This window comes from Komagataeibacter xylinus (assembly GCF_004302915.1).
In the GTDB taxonomy this organism is placed as follows: Bacteria; Pseudomonadota; Alphaproteobacteria; order Acetobacterales; family Acetobacteraceae; genus Komagataeibacter; species Komagataeibacter xylinus_C.
The window spans coordinates 34938-53658 of record NZ_QQBI01000022.1; the positions used below are offsets into that span (position 1 = coordinate 34938).

Consider the following 18721-nt stretch of genomic DNA (forward strand, 5'->3'; position numbering starts at 1 on the left):
TGCCCCCTTTTTGCAAAAAGGCGGCGTTCCTCTGAAGCTTTTTGAAAAAAGCTTCACCAAAGACTTTTGTTGTTTTTTATCAATATTCTACTTTTAGCCCTGACGCAGCACGTCCGATATCTCGATCAGGAAATCAAGCACCGTGCGCGTGCGCAGCGGCAGCGTGCGCGGGCCGGTGTGCACGGCATAGAAGGGCAGTTCGGGAATGGTCCATTCCGGCAGCAGGTGCACCAGGCGACCTGCCGCGATGTCCTCTTCTACCTGAAATGTCGGCAGCATGCCAATGCCAAGCCCCGCCCGCACGGCCTGCAGCACGGCCTCGCTGCTATTGGCGCGGAAGGGCCCGTTTGCCGCCACCGTGGTCTCGCTCTCGCCCTTGCGGGTGAACTGCCAGTCATGCCGCGTGCCGCCATAGCTGTAGGCAATGCAGGGGTGATTGAGCAGGTCGCGCGGATGGGCGGGCGTGCCACGGCGGGCAAGGTAATCGCTTGAGGCGATCACGCAGCGATGCACCGAACCCAGGCGGCGGGCAATCAGTGACCCCTCGGCAATGGAGCCGATGCGGATGGCAAGGTCGAGTCCCTCTTCCACCAGGTCGCCAAACCCGTCGCGCATGACCAGTTCGACCGACAGGTCGGGATGTTCCTCCAGCAGGCTGCTCAGCCGGCTGGTCAGGTACAGCCCGAACGCCGTGGTCACGCCCAGCCGCACCAGCCCCGACACCGAGGCCCGCCTGCGGCCCAGCGCGGTTTCCGCCGTTTCAAGAATTTCCAGCACTTCATAGGCGTGCGGCAGGAGGCTGCGCCCGTCTTCCGTCATCATCAGGCTGCGGGTGGTGCGGGCAAACAGGGTTGCGCCGTAATGAGCCTCAAGCAGGGCAATATGGCGGGAAATGGTCGGCTGGCTTGCGCCAGTCTCCCTTGATACGGCGGAGAACGATCCCGTCGCAGCCACACGGACAAAGCTGTGCAGGGCGGAAAGCAGATCCATGGGGCCTATTACATCCGGTATGTTATTACACAATTACGGCTTTAAACGGCATCGTATTTATACACAATATAGAGAAAAAACACCGCCGATATGTGTGTGACGCAGAGGTAACTTATACTACCCACGCATAGATGAGCGGCCATAAAAAAACGGCGGCCCGCATGCTACGGGCCGCCGTCTTCATCGCTCCATCCCGGCGCAGGCCAGGACGGTGCCGCCTGTTATCAGGCCGCCTTTGTCATGCCACGCAGCACGGTCTGGAGAATGCCGCCATTGCGGAAATACTCCACCTCATCCAGCGTATCGACACGGCACAGCAGGGGCACGTCCTGCTTGGAGCCATCGGCACGGGTGATGGTCATGGTCATGGTCATGCGGGGCGTGATCTTGTCCAGGCCACGGATCTCGAAGGTCTCGTCGCCCTTCAGGCCCAGCGTCTTGCGCGTCGTGCCTTCCTCGAACAGCAGCGGCAGCACGCCCATGCCCACCAGGTTGGAGCGGTGGATACGCTCGAAGCTCTCGGCCACGACCGCACGCACGCCCAGCAGCAGGGTGCCCTTGGCCGCCCAGTCGCGCGAGGAGCCCATGCCGTATTCCTTGCCGCCGATCACGACCAGGGGTACGCCCTCCTTCTTGTATTCCATCGCCACATCGTAGATGGAGCCTTCCTTGCCATCGGGGAAGTGCTTGGAAACACCCCCTTCGGTGCCGGGCAGCATCTCGTTCTTGATGCGGATGTTGGCGAACGTGCCACGCACCATCACGCGGTCATTGCCACGACGCGAGCCGTAGGAGTTGAAGTCCTTCTTCGCCACGCCGTGCTCTTCAAGGTACTTGCCCGCGGGCGAGCTTTCCTTGATCGCGCCGGCAGGCGAGATGTGATCGGTGGTGATGTTGTCACCCAGCAGCGCGAGCAGGCGCGCGCCGATGATGTCGCCACGCGACTTGGGCTCGGGCGTGATGTCCTGGAAATACGGCGGGTCCTGCACGTAGGTGGAGGACGCATCCCACTTGTAGGTCTCGGAACCGGTGGCAACCTTCAGCGCCTGCCATTCCTTCGTGCCCTGGCTTACGTGCTTGTAGCGGTTGATGAACTCCTCGCGCGTGATGGCGGTGCCCATGAGGGCCGCGATCTCGTGGTTGGTGGGCCAGATGTCCTTGAGGTACACCGGCTTGCCGTCCTTGGAGGTGCCCAGCGGCGCGGTGGTGATGTCCTCGCGCATCGTGCCCAGCAGCGAGTAGGCGACCACCAGCGGCGGGCTGGCCAGGTAGTTGGCACGCACGTTGGGCGAGATACGCCCCTCGAAGTTACGGTTGCCCGACAGCACCGAAACCGCCACCAGCTTGTTGCCTTCGATCGCATCGACGATGTGATCTTCCAGCGGGCCGGAGTTGCCGATACAGGTCGTGCAGCCATAGCCCACGGTGTTGAAGCCCATCGCGTCCAGCTCGTCCTGCAGGCCTGCGCGGTTGAGGTAATCCGTCACCACCTGCGAGCCCGGCGCGAGCGAGGTCTTGACCCACGGCTTGGGCTTCAGGCCCAGCGCGCGGGCTTTCTTCGCCACCAGTCCTGCCGCGATCAGCACGGCGGGGTTGGAGGTGTTGGTGCACGAGGTGATGGCCGCGATCACCACGTCGCCGTGGCCGATCTCGTAATTGGTGCCAGCCACCTTGGCCTTCTTGTCCTTGTCGGCCGCGGGCACGCCCAGGCTGCCGGTCAGCTCGGTCTCGAAGGCCTTGTCGGCACCCTTGAGCACCACACGGTCCTGCGGGCGCTTGGGGCCTGCAATCGAGGGTACGATGGTCTCGAGGTTGAGTTCCAGCGTGTCGGTAAACACGGGGTGGGCGGATTCGGCGTGGCGGAACATGCCCTGCGCCTTGAGGTATTCCGCCGTCAGCTTGATGCGGTGCTCTTCACGGCCGGTCTGGCGCAGGTAGTCCAGCGTCAGGTCATCAACGGGGAAGAAGCCGCAGGTCGCGCCATATTCCGGCGCCATGTTGGCGATGGTCGCGCGGTCGGCTACCGGCAGGTGGTCAAGGGCGGGGCCGAAGAACTCGACGAACTTGCCCACCACGCCCTTCTTGCGCAGCATCTGGGTCACCGTCAGCACCAGGTCGGTGGCGGTGGCGCCCTCGGGCAGCTTGCCGGTCATCTTGAAGCCGATCACATCGGGGATCAGCATGGCGATGGGCTGGCCCAGCATGGCCGCTTCCGCCTCGATGCCGCCAACGCCCCAGCCCAGCACGCCCATGCCATTGACCATGGTGGTGTGGCTGTCGGTGCCGAACAGGGTGTCGGGGTAGGCATAGTCCTTGCCGCCGACATTGGCCGTCCACACCGCCTGGGCGATGTATTCGAGGTTCACCTGATGGCAGATGCCCGTGCCCGGCGGCACGACCGAGAAGTTCTCGAACGCTTCCTGGCCCCAGCGCAGGAAGGCGTAGCGCTCGCCGTTGCGCTCGAACTCGATGGTCACGTTGTCCTGCAGCGCGTCGGGCGTGCCGGCCACGTCCACCATGACCGAGTGGTCGATCACGAGGTTGACGGGAACCAGCGGGTTCACCTTCTGCGGGTCGCCCTTGAGCTTGAGAATGCCATCGCGCATCGCGGCAAGGTCAACCACGGCGGGAACGCCGGTGAAATCCTGCATGAGGATGCGTGCGGGCTTGAAGGGCACTTCCTTCGTGCTGCGCCCTTCCTTCAGCCATTCGGCGATGGCCTTGGCATCTTCCACGGAATAGGAATGCCCGTCCTCGAACCGCAGCACGTTCTCCAGCAGCACTTTCAGGCTGACTGGCAGGCGGCTGACGGAACCGATGGTCTTTTCCGCTTCCGGGATTGAGAAATAATGGTAGGTCTTGCCGTCCACGTTCAGTGTGCGGCCCGTTTTCAGTGAGTCGTGCCCAACCGTCTTCATTGGCTTTGTTTCCTCCGAGGCATCAGCAACGGATCGTCCCGTGTGATCGTGTATCCTCCGCTGCCCTTTTTGTGGCGCGGGGTTTGTGACCTTGTCGGGGACAACCTGCTTGATCTCCCAACGGTGGTAGAACATACCCGGACGCGGTTGCGACACAAGCTGGAGCCGGTAACAAGAAACCGGGAGCAGGCATTTTTTTGTCCCACTCCCATCCTTTGCCCATTGCCCGGAGGATTTCCGTCATTCCTGCCTTTACTCCCCCCGGCCGCCCGCTGCTGGAAGTGGAAAATATCTCGGTTTTCCGCGGTGAACGGCTGGTTCTGGACCGTGTCGGCTTTACGCTTGAAGCTGGTGACGCCCTGCTCCTGACCGGCCCGAACGGGGCTGGCAAGTCCACCTTGCTGCGCGTGCTGGCGGGATTGCACAAACCGGAAGGCGGCCATGTGCTGTGGTCTGGCGTGGATGCGCTGGCCGATCGCAGCCAGCATGCGGGGCGGGTGGCCTATCTGGGCCACCAGGATGCGCTCAAGCTGGGGCTGACATTGCGCGAGAACCTGACGCTGGCCGCGCGCGCAAGCGGCGGAAATCCTGACCTGTGCATGGAATCACTCAACATTTCCGGCCTGGCCGACCTGCCCGCGCGCATGCTCTCGGCGGGGCAGAAACGCCGCGCGGCGCTGGCGCGCGTGCTGCTGGCGCAGGCCCCGCTCTGGCTGCTCGATGAGCCGAGCCTGGGGCTGGATATCAATACCATGGGGCTGCTGGGCACCCTGTTCGCCGCCCACCGGCAGGCTGGCGGAATTGTGATTGCAACCACCCATGTTCCCCTGCCCCTGCCCGATGCCCGCACGCATGCGCTGCCGGGGCTGAACGAATCCGACATCCCCCAGCCGCTGGAGGATTTCCCCGAGGACGACCTGCTGTGACACTCCGGATTCCCGCCCTCATCACCGCCATCCTCGAACGCGACCTGCGGCTCGCACTGCGCCACGGGGCCGACACGCTGGGAGCGGTGCTGTTCTTCATCCTTGCGGGCGCGCTGTTCCCGCTCGCCCTTGGCCCCTCGCCCGAACTGCTGCGGCGCATGGCGCCGGGCATCGTGTGGGTGTGCGCGCTGCTTGCGGCCCTCCTGCCGCTTGACCGGCTGTTCGGCTCGGAGCTGGAAGATGGCTCGCTGGACCAGTTGCTCATGACCGGCCTGCCGCCCTCGCTCATCGCGCTGGCCAAGATGATGGCTCACTGGCTGACCACCGGCCTGCCGCTGCTGCTGGCAGCAGGGCCGCTGGCCATCATGCTCGGCATGCCCACCACCTCCATGGTGGTACTGCTGACCGGGCTACTGCTGGGCACGCTCATCCTCTCGCTCATTGGCGGCATGGCGGCATCGGTCGTGCTGGGCGCGCGGCGCGGCGGCGTGCTGCTGCCGCTGCTGGTGCTGCCGCTGACCACACCCGCGCTGATCTTTGGCGCGGCAGCGCTTGATGCGGCGCAGACCGGCCTGTCATGGGGGCCGGACCTTGAACTGCTGGGCGCGTTCCTTGCCGCGGCCCTGCCGCTCTGCCCGCTGGCAGCAGGCGCCGGGCTGCGGGCGGCGGTGGAATAAGGCGGCTACTTCCCGCCCGCGGGCGCTGCTGCAATTGCGGGGCCTGCGGGGTCGACATCAAAGGGCACATTGCCTTCCGCAGGCGTGCCGCCGGGCGCGCGCATGCGCCAGTGCAGCACGTAATGCCCCGGCGTGAGCGCCACGGTGGTGGCCAGGCCCTGCTGTTCATCATCACTGGGAGAGGCCGCAAGCAGTTGCGGCACACCGCTTGGGCCCAGCAGGAGCAGGCGCGCGCGGAACGGGTCGATCACGCTGTTATAGCCCAGCTTGATCGCCACATTGCCCGCAGGCACATGCTGCCCTGCCGCTGGCGTGGCGTGAACCAGCACGGGGGCGGCAGACGCCCGCACCGCCACGACACACCCGAGGAAGGACAGGCCCAGCAAACGCAGCGTTGAAACACGGGACACGGGCAAGGAACACCTCCGGCAAGGATGGAACTGCCCTGTGTATCCCCCCGATACACGCAGGGCGGCAAGACTTTCGTCCCGCCGCCCTGTTTTATTCAGACGTGTCCAGACCGTGCAGGACGCGATCAGATATAGTGTTCCTGGATCGGCTTGAGGCCATTGAACCCGGTCGAGCAGTAGGTCGAGACATATGCCCCGGTGGACAGCAGTTCGATCCGGTCGCCCGATTCCAGCCCCAGCGGCAGGGCGTAGGGGGTTTTTTCATACATGATGTCCGCCCCGTCGCAGGTCGGGCCTGCAATGGCGACCGGGCCTGTTGCCGTGCCATCATGCGGGGTGCGGATGCCGTAGCGGATGGCCTCGCCCTCGGTCTCGGCCAGGCCGCCGAACCGCCCGATGTCAAGATAGACCCAGCGCACGCCGTCATCCATGCCACGGCGGCTGACCAGCACCACTTCCGATGACACGACACCCGCATCACCCACCATGAAGCGACCCGGCTCGATGATCATTTCCGGCAGGTCATTGCCGAAATGCTCGGTCATGGCGTGGCTGATGGCCACGGCAAAGCGGTCGATGCCCGGCACGTCGTCACGGTAGCGGATGGGGAACCCGCCACCAAGGTTGACCATGCGCAGGTCAAGCCCCGCGGCCTTGAGGTCGGTGAACAGCATGCCCACGCGGGCGATCGCCGCCTCGTACGCGCCGGTCTCGGTCTGCTGGCTGCCCACGTGGAAGGACAGGCCATAGGGGTCAAGTCCGAGGTCACGCGCGCGCAGCATCAGGTCGCGTGCATTGTCCAGCGTGGTGCCAAACTTGCGCGACAGCGGCCAGTCAGCGCCCTCGTTCTCCACGATCAGGCGGCAGTAGACGCGCGAACCCGGTGCGTGGCGGGCCAGCTTCTCGAGTTCTTCCGCGCAGTCAAAGGCGAACATGTCCACGCCTGCGGCAAATGCACGGGCGATGTTCGAGGCCTTCTTGACCGTGTTGCCAAACGAGACATCGGCCGGCCGCGCGCCTGCTTCGAGGCACATGGAAATCTCTTCCCACGAGGCGGCATCGAACGACGAGCCAAGACCCACCAGGCGGGTCAGGATCTCACGGGCGGGATTGGCCTTTACGGCGTAGTAGATCCGGGCCAGCGGCAGCGCCTCGCGCAGGGCGCGGTAGCGTTCTTCCACCCGGTCGACATCAACGATAAGGCATGGCGTGGCAGGAGCCTGCTCAGCCAGATAACGAGCGATTTTGGGAGTCATCGCACCCAAATCCCTTCTGTACTGCCGCCCGGATGAACACAATTCTGGAATTGCACAAACGGACAGATGTTGCGAAACGGTCTAACGGACCAGCGACCAATAAGGACCCCCACCATGTGGTGGCCCGATTGCCAGAACGCTTGACGTCGTTGCGTAACCTCAGAGGGCCAGTGGCACGTGCGTTGTTGCGTAGGGAGCGCATATGCGCACAATACGCGCCCGACGCAATAGAAAAATCCTCACGGTCCGCAATTTTTCCTTTAGGATCACACGATCGTGGCACAATGCACACAGGCCGCGCCACTCCGCGCCCGGCGTGCCACCGCACAACAGGACAAGAAGCCCGCCTTGATTGGTTCCTCATCTACTGAAATCGATATGACGGACATACCCCCGCCTGCGCCCCACCTGCCGCATTTTTCCATGCAGCAGGTGAGGAAAGTGCTGCGGCAGGTCGCCCGCAACATCGTATCTGACCAGATCACGCTGGCTGCGGCAGGCTGTGCGTTCTACGCCACGCTCTCGCTTTTCCCGGCCATGAGCACGCTCATCTCGCTCTATGGCCTCCTGTTCGACCCGCAGACGGTGGAGCCCCAGCTCGTGGTGCTGCGCAACGTGCTGCCGCCTTCGGCCTATGACATGATCGGCGCGCGCATCCACCTGCTGGTAGCCGAATCGCATTCATCGCTTACACTCAACCTGATCATCTCCACCACCATCGCCACATGGTCGGCCTCGGCCGCCACGCGCTCGCTCATCCTGGCGATGAACGTGGCCTACAACACGCCCGAAACCCGCAGCTTCCTGCGCTTCCAGGCCATGGGCATGGCGCTGACCTTCTGCTCGATCTGCGGCGGCATCCTCACGCTGGCGCTGATGGTGGGCCTGCCGTTCCTGCTCGACTACCTGCCACAGAAGCTTGAACTCGCCCCCCCGCCCGGCTCGGTCGAGCTGCTGGTGCGCATGGGCGGGCCCATGCTCATGCTTCTGTTCGTGCTGTCGCTGTGCTCGGCGCTGTACCGCTTTGGCCCCAACCGGCCCCATACCTACTGGCGGTGCATCCTGCCCGGCTCGATCGGGGCCACGCTGCTGTGGCTGCTCTCCTCGGCGGGGTTCTCGTATTATGTCAGCCATATCGCGGGCTACAGCGCCACCTATGGGCCGCTGGGCGCGTTCATCGCCATCATGATGTGGTTTTATGTCTCGGCCTATGTGGTGCTGCTCGGCGCGGAACTGAATGCGGGACTCGAGATCGAGATGAAGCTGCGCTGCTCGCCCAACAAGACAATGGAAGGCTGGACCAAGCACCAGCGCCTCTGAACATGCGCAGGCGCCCGCATGCGTGATACTTCTTTATTAAGGAAGCGTTCCTAGCGTGTGGCGCTGGCTACTTCCTCATCCGCCTCGCGCGCGGGTTCTATTTCAACGGTCGAGACGCCACGGCCCATGATGCCCAGCTGCCGCGCGGCCTCGGGTGACAGGTCGATGATGCGGTGCCCACGATACGGCCCCCTGTCATTGACCCTGACCACGACCGAGCGCCCGGTGCTGACGGCATGCACCCTGACCCGCGTGCCCAGCGGCAGCTGGGTGTGGGCGGCGGTCAGCGCATCGGGGTCGAACTGCTCGCCCGAGGCGGTGGCATGTCCGTTCTGCCTGCCCGTGCCATACCAGCTTGCCAGGCCGTGCTGGTTCCAGTTGGCAGGCACATGCGCCATGGCGGGCGGGCGCCTTACGCTGGCACGCGCGCCGTGCCGCGTGGTAGTGGCCGCATGCCGTGCCGCCGCCTGCGCCGCGCCGGGCAGGCCCGATATTGCCAGCATCAGGCATGCCACCGCCACAGAAGCCCCGAGACGCGCCGCATTACCGCCCCGCGCCCCGCCTGCTGGCCTATGATCGGTTTTTCCTGTCATGACGCCACCATAGCATAATTGGACCCGCAAGGCATAATTCAGCCTGCAGGCCGGGCGCAGGGGCGCTGCAAGGAGGGCCTGACGCATGATCGGACTTGGAACCGGGCGGCGGGCGTGCTAGGCGCGTGCATCATGGAGCGCCCTCTCATTGCCGTGCTGAACGGCCCAAACCTGAACATGCTCGGACTGCGACAGCCCGAGGTCTATGGCCATGCCACGCTTGATGACGTGGAGCAGGTCTGTGTCCAGGCCGCCGAACGGCTCGATGTCGCCATCGACTTCCGCCAGACCAATGGCGAGGGGGAACTCGTTTCATGGATACAGGAATGCCGGGGCCGCGCACGCGGCATCATCATCAACCCGGCGGCCTATTCCCACACCTCGGTTGCCATACTCGACGCGCTGCTGGCCGTTGATCTGCCGGTGATCGAGGTGCACATCTCCAACATTCACCGCCGTGAAGCCTTCCGTCATCACTCCTACGTCTCCCAGGCCGCCATTGGCGTCATATGCGGGCTGGGCGTACGGGGGTATGCCCTGGCGCTTCAGGCCATGACAGACATGATTCTGGACGAGGACGATCAATGAGCCGACTGCTCGTGGATGCGGATGCCATACGGGCATTGGCTGAAATTCTCACCGATACCGGCCTGACCGAAATCGAGATCGCGGAAAAGGACAACCGCATTCGCGTGGTGCGCGCCGCCGCCCCCGTGGCGCATGCCGTGCCCGCCCCGGCCCCCGTGGCCGCGGCACCGGTTGCGCCCACGCCCGTGGCCCCGCCCGCCGCCAACCCGGCCGACCTGTCCAAGCACCCCGGCGCGGTCACCAGCCCGATGGTGGGCGTGGCCTACCTGGCGCCCGATCCGTCCTCCCCCGCTTTCGTGACCGAAGGCCAGCAGGTGGCCGCCGGCCAGACGCTGCTGCTGATCGAGGCCATGAAGACCTTCAACCAGATCAAGGCCCCGCGCGCAGGCACGGTCAGCCGGATCCTGGTGCAGTCCGGCGACCCGGTCGAGTTTGGCGAAGCGCTGGTCATCATAGAGTAATGTTTTCCAAGATCCTCATTGCCAATCGTGGCGAGATCGCCCTGCGCATCCTGCGGGCCTGCCGCGAACTGGGCATCCGGACCGTTGCCGTGCACTCCACGGCCGATACGGATGCCATGTATGTCCGCCTTGCGGATGAAGCCGTGTGCATCGGGCCGCCCGCCAGCCGCGATTCGTACCTCAATGTCGCGGCCATCCTCTCGGCGGCCACCATCACCGGGGCGGACGCCATCCATCCCGGCTATGGATTCCTGTCGGAAAACGCCGATTTTGCCGAGACGGTCGAGGCCCACGGCCTGACCTTCATCGGGCCGACGGCGGAACATATCCGCATGATGGGCGACAAGATCACCGCCAAGACCACCATGATGGCGCTGGGCGTGCCGCTGGTGCCCGGCTCGGATGGCGCGCTGGAGAGCCTGGAGCAGGCGCGCGAGGTTGCGGCGAAAGTCGGCTACCCCGTGCTGATCAAGGCTGCCGCCGGTGGCGGCGGGCGCGGCATGAAGGTCGCCCCCACCGAGGCCGACCTTGAGGAGGCATGGAGCGTGGCCCGCACCGAGGCCCGCGCTGCCTTTGGCAATGACGAGGTCTACCTCGAAAAATACCTCGACAAGCCGCGCCATATCGAACTCCAGATCATGGCCGACACGCATGGCAACGTGGTGCATTATGGCGAGCGTGACTGCTCGCTGCAACGCCGCCACCAGAAGCTGCTGGAAGAGGCGGGCTCCCCCGCCCTGACAGCCACGCAGCGTGACGAGATCGGCGCGATTGCCACCTCCGCCCTGACCAAGCTCGGCTACCGCAACGCGGGCACGCTGGAGTTCCTGTACCAGGACGGGCAGTTCTGCTTCATCGAGATGAACACCCGCCTGCAGGTGGAGCATCCGGTGACGGAAATGGTGTGCGACGTGGACCTCGTGCGCGAGCAGATCCGCATCGCGGCGGGCGAGCCGCTTGGTTACAGCCAGTCGGACATCCATTTCTCCGGCCATGCGATCGAATGCCGCATCAACGCCGAGGACCCGCAGACCTTCATGCCCACGCCGGGCACGATCACGGTCTACCACCCGCCGGGTGGCCTGGGCGTGCGAATCGATAGCGCGCTGTATGCGGGCTACCGCGTGCCGCCTTATTACGACAGCATGATCGCCAAGCTGATCGTGCGCGCGCCGACCCGGCTTGAGGCGATCGAGCGCATGCGCCGCGCGCTCGATGAATTCGTGATCGAAGGGGTCAAGACGGTCATCCCGCTGCACCGCAAGATCCTCGAAGACCCCCAGTTCCGCAAGGGTGACTACACCATTCACTGGCTGGAAAACTTCGTGGCCCGCCAGCAGCAGGGCTGATCACGCATTACATCAAGACAGAAAGCGGCTCCTGCCATACAGCAGGGGCCGCTTTTTTTTATGGCTGAAAACGTAAGAAGGAAGTTTTTGGTGAAGCTTTTCCCAAGAAACGTCAGATAACGTCCCTCATGCATGACGGCATCGAAATCATACCGCGCGTCACGCCATGACCGGATCAAGGTAAGGGCTGGAAGCATCAAAGAATTTCTGGTTGTGGTCCAGTTCGAACGAAATCACGTACAGGCACCCCAGCGCGCTGTCTATTTCCAGCCGCACGCCCAGATTATCGGTCTGCCCCGCAAGCTGCTGCAGATGCACGATGGCGAATTTGGCCGAGCGCGCCGTGCGCCCGTAATGCCCGCCATAACGGCCACTGAACTGCGCCATGCGGCCCATCATCTCGCCCACCACGCGCTGCGCCTCGGGCGGCAGGAGGTGCCGCTCAAGGATGGCGCGCAGGCGGATGACGTTCAGCCCGATGGTCATGGCTGACAGGATGCCCTGCAGGTAGGCGTCGATAATGGTGTCGGGCGTGTTTTCCGCATTGGTCAGCAGGCGCACGAAGCGGTCCACGTTGTGCTCGACCACATACAGCGTGGTGGGCAGCGTGCGCGCGCGCGCCACGTAGCGCAGCCCACGCAGGATGCCGGTGCGCATCTGCCAGCGCATGTCGTTCGTATCGAACGGCAGCACCAGCCTGAACGCCCACATCGCATACCACAGCCCGACCACCAGCGGCATGGCGGTGTTGAAGAACGCCACCTCGTCCAGCCGGCTCTGGTTGCCCGGCCCGAGCAGGATGGGCAGGAACAGGTTGTACGACACGGCGCCAAGGATCAGCGCCGGATAGGCAAAGGCCAGCCCGCCCGCCAGCATGGGCAGGAACAGGCACACCGCCATGATTTCATACGTGGTGGGCTCGGCCAGCCGCCACAGCACCAGTATGCCCCCCACGATCGAGGCGATAATGGCGCCGCCTAGGAAAGCGCGGGTGGCAAGGGCAGGTTTTTCCAGCGTGGAGAACAGGCTGCACACGATGGAGACGAACATGATGAAGGTCAGCCCCGCCGACCAGGCGGTCGTGATCCAGATCACCCCCGCCCCGAAGATCGTGACAGACGCGCGCAGGCTGTTGGTAAAGGCCTGCTGCCAGTCGCGGAAGGTCTTGAGCCGGTAGTGAAAATGGTCATGCGCCAGCGGGTTGCGGCTGGCGTCGAACTGGATCAGCGCCTGTTCCAGTTCATCAAGGATCTGGCCCAGCGCGTAATTGAGCATGCGCTGCTGCGAGAGCATCTGCACCAGTTGCGGGTCGACCGGCAGGCTGCCGGGGCTGCCCATTTCCTGGTCGAGGGAATCGGCCACGCTCTGCCGGCACGCCGCCTGCAGTTCCGCCAGCCGGGCCAGCACGGGGTGGATGTCGTCACTGGCCTCAAGCTCGCCCGCCATGTCCTTGAGGAAGGCCTGCACCTTGCTCGATGTCGCATTGAAGGCAGCATCGGGCTGGCCCACCGGCCCCTGCATGAGGGCGGCAAGGTCGAGCCCGCGCGAGAGCAGCATGGCCACACGCGCAAGGGCCGCGCGGGCATGATCTCCTTCATGGCCGCGATGAGCCCCCATCTCGACCTCGGCAAACTCGATCTGGTCGCTCAGCGTGGTGATGTTGGAGAACACGCCCCGCGCCTGCTTGAGCACCTGCGTATTGCCCGACAGCAGGGAGGCCAATGTCTGGGCCGCGCCGTTGATGGCGGTCATGAAATTGTCGGCCAGCCGGTCTTCCGCGCGCTTGGCCAGCTTGAACTGGAACAGCGAGGAGACCGTACTCTCGAGCACGATGCCCAGCACGATATAGGTCGCGCGCGACATGGCGGTCATGAAGATGTTCTGCGGGTCGGCAATGCCATCAAGCGAGATGATGGCGTAGGTGAACCCGCTCGCCCGCATGCCGTGAATGCGGTAGTTGGTCATGGTGGCGGGGCCGGGCAGCAACGTGCCGATAAAGCAGAACGTGCCGATGCCGATGGCCAGCAGCAGGATGAACATGAGCGGCGCCTGTGGAAACGCCGCCACCAGCAGCACGGCGCAGATCGTGCCCACCACCATGCCGAACAGATGCCACCGCGCCTTGGCAACACTCTTGCCGCGCGTGCCCTGCGCCACCATCCACACCGTGAGCGCCGCCCATTGCGGGCTGCCAAGCTCCCACCACAGCGCAATACCCAGCGCGATGAGCGAGGTGATGGTGGTGCGCAGCGCATAGCCGAAGGTGAAGATGCCCGGCGCGTACAGCCACCGCAGATGGTCCTGGCGCAGGGTCATGCCCGGCGGCCACAGCCGCCGGAAAAATGCCCGTATCTGATCCTGAAAACGGGTCAGGGAAAGCTCAAGACCTTTCATCCCGGCGCGTGGCTCCCCCTGTCCAGATACGATGCCTGCATATCGTACACCATACCGGTTGTACGAACAGGCTCACAGCCGAATGGCCGCATGGAAGAAAGCGTATGCCGCATGCCACCAGCGCCCGGACGGCAGGTTATTCGTCGTAAGAGACGAGCGTCTTGACCGGCACATCCAGCCGGTCGCGGCCACCAAGGCCGGTCAGTTCGATCAGGGTGGCAGCCCCCACCACATTGGCACCCACCTTGTGCAGCAGGGCCACCGAGGCCACCAGCGTGCCGCCGGTCGCCAGCAGGTCATCCATCACCACCACGCGCTGGCCGGGCAGGATCGCATCGGCCTGGATGTGCAGCGAATCGGAGCCGTATTCCAGATCATAGCTGTAGGATACCGTCTCGCCCGGCAGCTTGCCCGGCTTGCGCAGCATGACCAGCCCACAGCCCAGGCGGCTGGCAAGGGGCGCTGCCGTCAGGAACCCGCGCGATTCGATGGCGGCCAGCACATCAGGCGCCCACGGTGCAACGGCGGCGGCAAGGCGGCCCATGGCGATCTGCCAGGCATCGGCGTTCCGCATCAGCGTCGAGATATCGTAGAACAGGATACCGGGCTTGGGAAAATCCGGGATATGGCGAATATACTGTTTCAGGTCGATCTGGGCGGTCGTCATGATCGGTGCACGGTCCCCGTTGCATGGTCATACAAATCCGGGACATACGCGCCCCGTTCACGAAAAACTGTCGCCCACTGGACGGCCCCCCGCTGTAGCCGCCACGCGCCAGCCCGACAACCCCATCCGCACCCCTTGCGCATGCTTTGGCATCCATCACGCGCCAGGGCGGGAGGAAGAAGATTTTATTCCTCAGCCGCCCCGGCTGGGAGGGACGTGGGCACGCGGGCGGGGCGCAGCAGCACCATCACCATCATGATCGCGGCCCCCATCAGCATCACGCCCGCCATGGGCAGCGGCGAGTTGGCGGGCAGCATGCCCACGAACGCACCGGCCACGGCGCCGAGCACATATTGCAGCGTGCCGACAAAAGCCGAGGCACTGCCCGCAAAACGCGGGTGGTCGGCCAGCGCGCCCACCGTGGCATTGGGCCCGATGATGCCGGTCGTGCCCAGCGAGACCATCATGGCCAGGATCAGCAGGCCCATCATCCACAGTGGCGGGTGACCGCCATGCTGCATGGCAAACGCAATGACAACGGCCATCACCGTCATGGAAATGGTGCCTGCCACTGCAACACCGACCGAGACGCCGAGGATGCGGGCGGCATCAATGCGCCCCACCAGCACGCCGTTAAGCTGCGAGGCCCCGATCATGCACACCGCGAACACGCCAAACATCATGCCGAAATGCGCCGGCGTAAGCCCGAACTGGTGGATGAACACCGAAGGCGCTGCCGACAGGTAGGTAAAGGACATGAAGCACGCGAAACCCGCGATCATGGCATGGGTGATGAACCCCCGGTCACGCGCCAGCATGACATAGCGGCTGAACAGGGTTACCGGCGAGAACTCGCTGCGGTTGGCGGGCTGCAGGGTCTCGGGCAGGACGCGCCAGATCAGCCCGATGCAGATCACGCCATAGACCGCTGCCGCCCAGAAGATCGACCGCCACGACGCGATCGACAGCACCAGCCCGCCCAGCGTGGGCGCCAGAATGGGCACGACCCCCATCACCAGCACCAGCCGCGACATCAGCCGCGCGGATTCATTGCCATGCGACATGTCGCGCACGCAGGCACTCGGAATGATCAGGCTGGCCGAAGCCCCGAGCGAGGCCACGAAACGGAAGAACGAAAAGGTGGGAATGTCACGCGCCATGGCGCACCCGACCGAGGCCAGCGTATAGACCAGCGTGCCCAGCAGCATGGGCCTGCGGCGGCCGAATCGGTCCGATAGCGGGCCCATGGTGATCTGGCCGATGGCCAGCCCCACGAACCATACCGCCAGCGTCATCTGCGCCGAGCCCGCACGGCCATGCAGCGTGGCTTCAAGCTCGGGGAAGGCGGGCAGGTAGATATCGGTCGAGACCGGGCCGACCGCAGTCAGGAACCCCAGCAGGATTGCGATCCAGCCCATGGGGCGGCCGGTCGTTTCAGGCACGGGGGTTTCTGCCGGACGGCCCGCCGTTACGGATGAGCCCATGAGGCGCTCCAATATTAAAGGACTGTGGGGACTAGTAGACCAGCGTGGTCCATTTTTTCACCCTCTAATTACAGCATCACTGCAATTCATTCCCGCCATGGCGGCAAGCCGCGCATGCGGCGCATGAGCCACAGCCCCACCAGCGCGGAAAGGCCAAACAGCCCGATGGCAACCCCGATGCGCGCGCCCCCGCCAAGCCGCATGCCCGTGCCCACCAGCACGAACACCACGGTCTGCGGCAGGCTGCCCAGCAGGGTAGCCAGCACGAACGGTACGACCCTGACCCCCAGCATGCCCGCGGCCAGGTTGAGCAGCAGTGCCGAACCCACCGGCATGAGCCGCAGCGCCAGCACCGAGGCGAAGGGGGCCACGCGTACGCAACCTTCCACCCGCGCCAGGGTTGCACCAAGGCGGGCGGGCATGCGCACGCGCCCCGCCCACCGGCCCCAGCCATAGCCCCACAGGCACCCGGCCACCGTGGCCAGCGTGGCCAACGCGCATCCGGCCCCGATTCCGTAGGCGGCGCCCGCGGCAAAGCACACCGCCTGCCGGGGCAGGCCCAGCCCACAAAATACGCTGCCCAGCAGCACGAACACGGCCACGCCGCCCGCGCCCGCCTGCAGGCCATGCCCCGCCGCCAGCATGCCGCGCACGCCCGGCAGGCGGCCCAGCACCACCGTCAACGCGACAAAGGCCGCCAGCAGAAGCAGGGGCCGGGCCATCACGCGCAGGCTGCCCTGTACTCCGGGCGCGGGCGGTGCGGCGTGCGGTGCGGTCATGCGTGCGTCCCGGTCATGGAAGAATATATGTTCCTCCGCGCCTAGCATCGCCTTGCGGCTGACTGCAAGGCCAGTCTAAATCCGGTTATGTCCGCATATCCTTCCACTGGCTCCCTGATGGGCCGCACGCCCCCTTCCGCGCAGGATCTGCGCAACAGGCAGCGTATCTCCACATGGCTGTTCGCCATCTGCTTCATGCTCGTGGGCATGATCGCCCTTGGCGGCTACACGCGCCTGACCGGCTCGGGCCTGTCGATCATGGACTGGCGGCCCATTACCGGCATGATCCCGCCGCTGAGCCATGCGGAGTGGGAGCGGCAGTTCGAACTGTACAAGACCATCCCGCAATACAAGATCCTGCATGATGGCTTCGGGCTTGCGGGCTTCCAGCAGATCTTCTGGGCGGAGTGGACGCACCGCTTCTGGGGGCGGCTGATGGGCTTCGTGCTGCTGGTACCGCTGGTGTGGTTTTCCATCACCGGGGCGCTGAGCCGGGGGCTGGCGCTGCGGCTGGTGCTGTTTTTCGTGCTGGGCGGGCTGCAGGGCGCCATCGGGTGGTTCATGGTGGCATCGGGCTTCAACCCGGACAGCACGGCGGTCGCCCCCGTGCGCCTGGTACTGCACCTGTGCTGCGCCTTCGCGCTTTACATCGCCATCTTGTGGACGGCGCTGTCCGTGCGCACGCCACGCCCCGCCTTCATTCCCGCAATCCCGGAAGTGCGGCGCGTGCACGCGCTGGTCTGGGCCATCTGCCTGCTGGTGGGCATAACCGTGATCGCGGGCGGCTTTACGGCAGGTACGCATGCGGGCTTCGCCTACAATACCTTCCCCCTCATGGATGGACACCTGATCCCGCAGGGTTATGCGAAGCTGCATCCCTTCTGGCTGAACTGGTTCCAGAACATTCCCGCCATCCAGTTCGACCACCGGCTGCTGGCCACCACCACGGTGGTGCTGATTGGCGTGACAATCGTGCTGGGGCTGCGCACGCCGCAACTGGGCAAGGACGTGCATGCGGCCCTGACCATGCTGGGCTGGCTGGTGCTGGTGCAATACGCGCTGGGTGTGACCACGCTGCTGCTGGTCGTGCCGGTATGGGCGGGCACGGTGCACCAGACCTGTGCCGCCATCGTGCTGACGGCGGCCATCATCACGCTGCACCGGCTGCGTGGGGTTGGCCGACCCTGAGCGTATTGGAATACGCGATGGATCAAACGAACGCCGCCGTTTGAAAAATAAGGCGGCACCGGAAACTTTTAATTTAGAGACTGTTTGAAAAGTTAGCCCAGCAAACATCCAGAAATCATAAGGAAGTTCTTGGTGAAGCTTTTTTCAAAAAGCTTCGAAGAACACCGCCTTTTTGAAAAATAAGGCGGCACCCAAAAACTTTTGTCATTTTTTTATCAATGAATTGTTTTCAAACAGTCTCTTAGCTCCTGTCTGTTTCGATAATGGTTTGCTGGCCATGCACACCTGATCCGGCGCTGAGGCGGGTTTATGCTACGGAGTGTTACGGCGCTGCACCCCACGCTTGCGCATCGGCCCAAACCGGGCAGAAATGCCATTCATGAATAAAGAGGCGCGCACCCGTCTCCCTGCGCCCACAAGGGCATCCGGCGCGGCAATCCCAGCGTTATGCAATGCGGCGTCAGGAGAGCGGCCGCGCCGCGTCTTTTCCCGCTCGGTGATTTTCTGCGATAAACCCCATCAAGACATGCAGGAATGGAACATGCACAAGCTGAAACAGGCACTGACAGGCGTGACGCTGGCACTGATCGCATGCGGCTCACTGAGCCTGCCCGCCCATGCTGCCCCCCACGGCGGCGGCGGCTTTGGTGGCGGCGGCCCGCGCGGTGGCGGTGGGGGCTGGCATGGTGGCGGCGGTGGTGGCGGCTGGCATGGCGGCGGG

The 18721-nt window shown here is 64.5% G+C and carries 16 protein-coding genes and 1 pseudogene; 8 read left to right on the top strand and 9 right to left on the bottom strand.

Annotation, left to right across the window (positions count from 1 at the left end; translation table 11 throughout):
• Window positions 1–93 precede the first annotated feature (93 nt).
• Both DV027_RS12085 and acnA read right to left on the bottom strand, forming a co-directional pair.
• A complete protein-coding gene (locus DV027_RS12085) occupies window positions 94–990 on the bottom strand; it encodes a LysR family transcriptional regulator (RefSeq protein WP_110569639.1) in 897 nt (298 codons plus the stop codon).
• Between the two features lie 224 nt (window positions 991–1214).
• Window positions 1215–3908, bottom strand: coding sequence for an aconitate hydratase AcnA (acnA, locus tag DV027_RS12090; protein ID WP_130732163.1), 2694 nt, complete (start codon window positions 3906–3908; stop codon window positions 1215–1217).
• 281 nt (window positions 3909–4189) lie between these two features.
• On the opposite strand from acnA, the gene ccmA reads away from it, so the two are divergent.
• Window positions 4190–4834, top strand: coding sequence for a heme ABC exporter ATP-binding protein CcmA (gene ccmA, locus DV027_RS12095; protein ID WP_174520941.1), 645 nt, complete (start codon window positions 4190–4192; stop codon window positions 4832–4834).
• A complete protein-coding gene (ccmB, locus tag DV027_RS12100) occupies window positions 4831–5511 on the top strand; it encodes a heme exporter protein CcmB (RefSeq protein ID WP_110569641.1) in 681 nt (226 codons plus the stop codon). Before ccmA ends, ccmB begins: the two co-directional genes overlap by 4 nt.
• Before the next feature lie 5 nt (window positions 5512–5516).
• On the opposite strand, the gene DV027_RS12105 is transcribed toward ccmB, so the two are convergent.
• A complete protein-coding gene (locus tag DV027_RS12105; protein ID WP_242621884.1) occupies window positions 5517–5921 on the bottom strand; it encodes a copper resistance CopC family protein in 405 nt (134 codons plus the stop codon).
• Window positions 5922–6046: 125 nt separating this feature from the next.
• Window positions 6047–7177: a type III PLP-dependent enzyme gene (locus tag DV027_RS12110; protein ID WP_078525700.1), complete on the bottom strand. Its 1131-nt coding sequence runs from the start codon at window positions 7175–7177 to the stop codon at window positions 6047–6049.
• 378 nt (window positions 7178–7555) lie between these two features.
• Here DV027_RS12110 and DV027_RS12115 point away from each other — a divergent pair, with 378 nt between their 5' ends.
• Window positions 7556–8497, top strand: coding sequence for a YihY/virulence factor BrkB family protein (locus DV027_RS12115; protein WP_130732167.1), 942 nt, complete (start codon window positions 7556–7558; stop codon window positions 8495–8497).
• A 50-nt stretch (window positions 8498–8547) separates the two neighbouring features.
• Here DV027_RS12115 and DV027_RS12120 read toward each other — a convergent pair whose 3' ends face one another.
• On the bottom strand, window positions 8548–9090 hold the full coding sequence (locus tag DV027_RS12120; protein WP_130732169.1) for a septal ring lytic transglycosylase RlpA family protein: 543 nt from the start codon (window positions 9088–9090) through the stop codon (window positions 8548–8550).
• Between the two features lie 132 nt (window positions 9091–9222).
• On the opposite strand from DV027_RS12120, the gene aroQ reads away from it, so the two are divergent.
• The 3 genes from aroQ to accC are packed head-to-tail and all read left to right on the top strand — an operon-like array spanning window position 9223 to window position 11488.
• Window positions 9223–9678 carry a type II 3-dehydroquinate dehydratase gene (aroQ, locus tag DV027_RS12125; RefSeq protein WP_061274471.1) on the top strand — a complete coding sequence of 152 codons (456 nt, stop codon included), beginning with the start codon at window positions 9223–9225 and terminating at the stop codon, window positions 9676–9678.
• A complete protein-coding gene (gene accB, locus DV027_RS12130) occupies window positions 9675–10139 on the top strand; it encodes an acetyl-CoA carboxylase biotin carboxyl carrier protein (protein ID WP_130732171.1) in 465 nt (154 codons plus the stop codon). The genes aroQ and accB overlap by 4 nt, the downstream gene beginning before the upstream one ends.
• Window positions 10139–11488: an acetyl-CoA carboxylase biotin carboxylase subunit gene (accC, locus tag DV027_RS12135; RefSeq protein ID WP_130732173.1), complete on the top strand. Its 1350-nt coding sequence runs from the start codon at window positions 10139–10141 to the stop codon at window positions 11486–11488. The genes accB and accC overlap by 1 nt, the downstream gene beginning before the upstream one ends.
• 159 nt (window positions 11489–11647) lie before the next feature.
• Here the strand turns inward: accC and DV027_RS12140 are convergent, their stop codons facing one another.
• From DV027_RS12140 to DV027_RS12155, 4 genes are all read right to left on the bottom strand, one after another.
• On the bottom strand, window positions 11648–13882 hold the full coding sequence (locus DV027_RS12140; RefSeq protein ID WP_130732174.1) for an FUSC family protein: 2235 nt from the start codon (window positions 13880–13882) through the stop codon (window positions 11648–11650).
• A 136-nt stretch (window positions 13883–14018) separates the two neighbouring features.
• On the bottom strand, window positions 14019–14549 hold the full coding sequence (locus DV027_RS12145; protein ID WP_129551551.1) for an adenine phosphoribosyltransferase: 531 nt from the start codon (window positions 14547–14549) through the stop codon (window positions 14019–14021).
• 185 nt (window positions 14550–14734) lie between these two features.
• Window positions 14735–16033 carry a multidrug effflux MFS transporter gene (locus DV027_RS12150; RefSeq protein WP_130732175.1) on the bottom strand — a complete coding sequence of 433 codons (1299 nt, stop codon included), beginning with the start codon at window positions 16031–16033 and terminating at the stop codon, window positions 14735–14737.
• 86 nt (window positions 16034–16119) lie between these two features.
• A complete protein-coding gene (locus DV027_RS12155) occupies window positions 16120–16812 on the bottom strand; it encodes a TVP38/TMEM64 family protein (RefSeq protein ID WP_130732177.1) in 693 nt (230 codons plus the stop codon).
• 117 nt (window positions 16813–16929) lie between these two features.
• On the opposite strand from DV027_RS12155, the gene DV027_RS12160 reads away from it, so the two are divergent.
• Both DV027_RS12160 and DV027_RS17615 read left to right on the top strand, forming a co-directional pair.
• On the top strand, window positions 16930–18000 hold the full coding sequence (locus DV027_RS12160) for a COX15/CtaA family protein (RefSeq protein ID WP_165399186.1): 1071 nt from the start codon (window positions 16930–16932) through the stop codon (window positions 17998–18000).
• Window positions 18001–18541: 541 nt separating this feature from the next.
• Window positions 18542–18721 (top strand): annotated as a pseudogene (locus tag DV027_RS17615) (hypothetical protein); the annotation flags it as partial.

What these genes read in the sequence shown, in the direction of transcription:
- DV027_RS12085 (WP_110569639.1), bottom strand. Translation starts at nt 990, where the DNA reads ATGGATCTGCTTTCCGCCCTGCACAGCTTTGTCCGTGTGGCTGCGACG.
- acnA (WP_130732163.1), bottom strand. Translation starts at nt 3,908, where the DNA reads ATGAAGACGGTTGGGCACGACTCACTGAAAACGGGCCGCACACTGAAC.
- DV027_RS12110 (WP_078525700.1), bottom strand. Translation starts at nt 7,177, where the DNA reads ATGACTCCCAAAATCGCTCGTTATCTGGCTGAGCAGGCTCCTGCCACG.
- DV027_RS12115 (WP_130732167.1), top strand. Translation starts at nt 7,556, where the DNA reads ATGACGGACATACCCCCGCCTGCGCCCCACCTGCCGCATTTTTCCATG.
- DV027_RS12120 (WP_130732169.1), bottom strand. Translation starts at nt 9,090, where the DNA reads ATGACAGGAAAAACCGATCATAGGCCAGCAGGCGGGGCGCGGGGCGGT.
- aroQ (WP_061274471.1), top strand. Translation starts at nt 9,223, where the DNA reads ATGGAGCGCCCTCTCATTGCCGTGCTGAACGGCCCAAACCTGAACATG.
- accB (WP_130732171.1), top strand. Translation starts at nt 9,675, where the DNA reads ATGAGCCGACTGCTCGTGGATGCGGATGCCATACGGGCATTGGCTGAA.
- accC (WP_130732173.1), top strand. Translation starts at nt 10,139, where the DNA reads ATGTTTTCCAAGATCCTCATTGCCAATCGTGGCGAGATCGCCCTGCGC.
- DV027_RS12140 (WP_130732174.1), bottom strand. Translation starts at nt 13,882, where the DNA reads ATGAAAGGTCTTGAGCTTTCCCTGACCCGTTTTCAGGATCAGATACGG.
- DV027_RS12145 (WP_129551551.1), bottom strand. Translation starts at nt 14,549, where the DNA reads ATGACGACCGCCCAGATCGACCTGAAACAGTATATTCGCCATATCCCG.
- DV027_RS12150 (WP_130732175.1), bottom strand. Translation starts at nt 16,033, where the DNA reads ATGGGCTCATCCGTAACGGCGGGCCGTCCGGCAGAAACCCCCGTGCCT.
- DV027_RS12155 (WP_130732177.1), bottom strand. Translation starts at nt 16,812, where the DNA reads ATGACCGCACCGCACGCCGCACCGCCCGCGCCCGGAGTACAGGGCAGC.
- DV027_RS12160 (WP_165399186.1), top strand. Translation starts at nt 16,930, where the DNA reads ATGGGCCGCACGCCCCCTTCCGCGCAGGATCTGCGCAACAGGCAGCGT.